Here is a 3802-nt window from a genome sequence, read left to right as displayed (position 1 = left end):
CCGAGGGCGCGTGCCACATCGTCCGGCAGCGCAGCCGCGGCAAAGCGGCTGCGTGCAGGCAACAGCAGGGTCGCCGTCGCCACGCGGTCAGTCCACGTAGCTGACGCTGACGATCTCGTACTCGCGCTGGCCGGCCGGGGCGTCGATCACGATCGAATCGCCTTCCAGCTTGCCGATCATCGCCCGCGCCACCGGCGAGGAAATCGCGATCAGGCCCAGCTTGATGTCCGCTTCCAGGTCACCGACGATCTGGTACTTCTTCTCTTCGTCGGTTTCCACGTCGGCCAGCGTCACGCTGGCGCCGAACACCACCTTGGAGCCGGCATTGAGCTTGCTCACGTCGATGATCTCGGCGTGCGACAGCTCGCCCTCCAGCTGCTTGATGCGGCCTTCGATGAAGCCCTGTTCCTCGCGCGCGGCGTGGTACTCGGCATTCTCCTTCAGGTCACCGTGCTCACGCGCTTCGGCGATGGCGGCGATGACCTTCGGGCGCTTGACCGACTTCAGGTGATCCAGTTCGTCGCGCAGCTTCTGCGCGCCCTTCATGGTGATGGGGGCTCTCATGCATTCAACTCCTTGTGCAGCTCCTGCAGCGACCAGACGGGGCCGGTGCCGCGGAATTCCAGTGAATCCACCAGCGCCTTGGCGCCGGCAATGGTGGTCGAGTAGGTGACGCGATGCTGCAGCGCCTCGCGGCGGATCGAGAACGAGTCGTTGATCGCCGAACGACCTTCGGTCGTGTTGACGATGTAGACGATCTCGCCGTTCTTGATCGAGTCGACGATGTGCGGACGGCCTTCGACCACCTTGTTGATGATCTCGCAGTCCATGCCGTGCTGCTGCAGCCACGCGGCGGTGCCACGGGTGGCGACCAGGCTGTAGCCACGCGCCAGCAGCGCCTTGGCCACCGGCAGCACGCGCTTCTTGTCCGGGTCGCGGACCGAGACGAAGGCCTTGCCGACCGGCGGTGCCTTGATGCCACCGGCTTCCTGCGCACGCGCAAAGGCGGCGTTGAAGGTGCGGCCGACGCCCATCACCTCGCCGGTGGAGCGCATCTCCGGCCCGAGGATCGGATCGACGCCCTGGAACTTGGCGAACGGGAAGATCGCTTCCTTCACCGAGTAGTAGTCCGGCACGATTTCCTTGGTCGCGCCCTGCTCGGCCAGGCTCTTGCCAGCCATGCAACGGGCGGCGATCTTCGCCAGCGCCATGCCGGTGGCCTTGGACACGAACGGCACGGTGCGCGAGGCACGCGGGTTCACTTCCAGCAGGTAGATGGTGTCGGCACCCTCGTCGCTGGTCTGGATCGCGAACTGGGTGTTCATCAGGCCGACCACGTTCAGGGCCTTGGCCAGCTCCACCACCTGGCGGCGCAGTTCGGCCTGGGTTTCAGCCGACAGCGAATACGGCGGCAGCGAGCACGAGGAATCGCCCGAGTGCACGCCAGCTTCTTCGATGTGCTCCATCACGCCACCGATCAGGACGTTGCCATCCTTGTCGGCAATGATGTCGACGTCGCACTCGACAGCATTGTCGAGGAAGCGGTCCAGCAGCACCGGCGAATCGTTGGACACCTTCACAGCGTCGCGCACGTAACGGGCCAGGTCGGCTTCGCCGTAGACGATTTCCATGGCACGGCCGCCCAGCACGTAGCTCGGGCGCACCACCAGCGGGTAGCCGATCTCGCGGGCCAGCAGCAGGGCTTCCTGATCGTTGCGGGCGATGCGGTTCGGCGGCTGCTTCAGGCCCAGCTTGTCCACCAGCTGCTGGAAGCGCTCGCGGTCTTCGGCCAGGTCGATCGAGTCCGGGCTGGTGCCAATCACCGGCACGCCGTTGGCTTCCAGCGCGCGCGCCAGCTTCAGCGGGGTCTGGCCGCCGTACTGCACGATCACGCCCTTCGGCTGTTCCAGTTCGACGATTTCCAGCACGTCTTCCAGGGTCAGCGGCTCGAAGTACAGGCGGTCGGAGGTGTCGTAGTCGGTCGACACGGTTTCCGGGTTGCAGTTGACCATGATGGTTTCATAGCCATCCTCGCGCAGCGCCAGTGCCGCGTGCACGCAGCAGTAGTCGAACTCGATGCCCTGGCCGATGCGGTTCGGGCCACCGCCCAGGATCATGATCTTGTCGCGGTTGCTCGGCGCGGCCTCGCACTCGTCCTCGTAGGTCGAGTACAGGTAGGCGGTACCGGTGGAGAACTCACCGGCACAGGAGTCCACGCGCTTGTAGACCGGGCGCACCTTGTGCGCACGACGCAGCGCGCGGATGGCGGCTTCGTTGGTGCCGGTCAGCTGCGCCAGGCGCGCGTCGGAGAAGCCAGCGCGCTTCAGCTTGCGCAGGCGTGCGGCATCCAGCGCATCGATGCCGCCGGCAGCGACTTCGGCTTCGGCCGCGATGATTTCCTCGATCTGGTCCAGGAACCAGTGATCGATGAACGACAGTGCGTAGATCTCTTCCACGCTCATGCCGGCGCGGAACGCATCGGCCACATAGAACAGGCGCTCCGGGCCCGGCGCCTTCAGCTCGCGACGCAGGGTCTGCAGGTCGTCTTCGTTGCCCAGGTCCAGGCCGGTCGGGTCGAAGCCGACCTTGCCGGTTTCCAGGCCACGCAGGGCCTTCTGCACCGACTCCTGGAAGGTGCGGCCCATCGCCATCACCTCGCCCACCGACTTCATCTGGGTGGTCAGGCGGGCATCGGCGGCCGGGAACTTCTCGAAGGCGAAGCGCGGGATCTTGGTGACGACGTAGTCGATGGACGGCTCGAACGAGGCCGGGGTCAGGCCGCCGGTGATTTCGTTCTTCAGTTCGTCCAGGGTGTAGCCCACGGCCAGCTTGGCGGCGACCTTGGCGATCGGGAAGCCGGTGGCCTTGGAAGCCAGCGCCGAGGAACGCGACACGCGCGGGTTCATCTCGATGACGACCACGCGGCCGGTCTTCGGGTTGATGCCGAACTGCACGTTCGAGCCACCGGTATCGACGCCGATCTTGCGCAGCACGGCGATGGAGGCATCGCGCAGGCGCTGGTATTCCTTGTCGGTCAAGGTCTGGGCCGGGGCCACGGTGATCGAGTCACCGGTGTGCACGCCCATCGGGTCCAGGTTTTCGATCGAGCAGACGATGATGCAGTTGTCCGCGGTATCGCGGACCACTTCCATCTCGAATTCCTTCCAGCCCAGCACCGACTCTTCCACCAGCACTTCGGTGGTCGGCGACAGTTCCAGGCCGCGGCTGACGATCTCGACCAGCTCTTCGCGGTTGTAGGCGATGCCGCCACCGCTGCCGCCCAGGGTGAAGCTGGGGCGGATGATGGTCGGATAGCCGACGCGGGTCTGGATTTCCAGCGCTTCGTCCAGGGTGTGGGCGACGGCGGCAGTCGGGCACTCCAAGCCGATCTCACCCATGGCCACGCGGAACAGCTCGCGGTCTTCGGCCATGCGGATCGCTTCGCGCTTGGCGCCGATCAGTTCGACGTTGTACTTCTCCAGCACGCCGTGGTCGGCCAGGTCCAGCGCGCAGTTCAGCGCGGTCTGGCCACCCATGGTCGGCAGCAGCGCATCGGGCTTTTCCTTGGCGATGATCTTCTCGACCGTCTGCCAGTTGATCGGCTCGATGTAGACGGCGTCGGCCATCTCCGGGTCGGTCATGATCGTGGCCGGGTTGCTGTTGACCAGCACCACGCGGTAACCCTCGTCACGCAGGGCCTTGCAGGCTTGGGCACCGGAGTAGTCGAACTCGCAGGCCTGGCCGATGACGATCGGGCCAGCACCGATGATGAGGATGGTCTTGAGGTCAGTGCGCTTGGGCA

General features: G+C 65.6%; 2 protein-coding genes. Both read right to left on the bottom strand.

Translation table 11 applies throughout. The annotated features are described in order from the left end of the window. Window positions 1–87 precede the first annotated feature (87 nt). A complete protein-coding gene (gene greA, locus ABGA94_RS09435) occupies window positions 88–552 on the bottom strand; it encodes a transcription elongation factor GreA (protein ID WP_026347191.1) in 465 nt (154 codons plus the stop codon). An 8-nt stretch (window positions 553–560) separates the two neighbouring features. After that, window positions 561–3802 (bottom strand): carbamoyl-phosphate synthase large subunit (gene carB / locus ABGA94_RS09430; RefSeq protein WP_375367118.1); only part of this gene is annotated, 3242 nt, incomplete at its 5' end.

The sequence above is a fragment of the Stenotrophomonas sp. 3diitr2024 genome, from assembly GCF_042136455.1.
Classification (GTDB): Bacteria; Pseudomonadota; Gammaproteobacteria; order Xanthomonadales; family Xanthomonadaceae; genus Stenotrophomonas; species Stenotrophomonas sepilia.
This window is presented reverse-complemented; position numbering and strand designations above follow the sequence as displayed.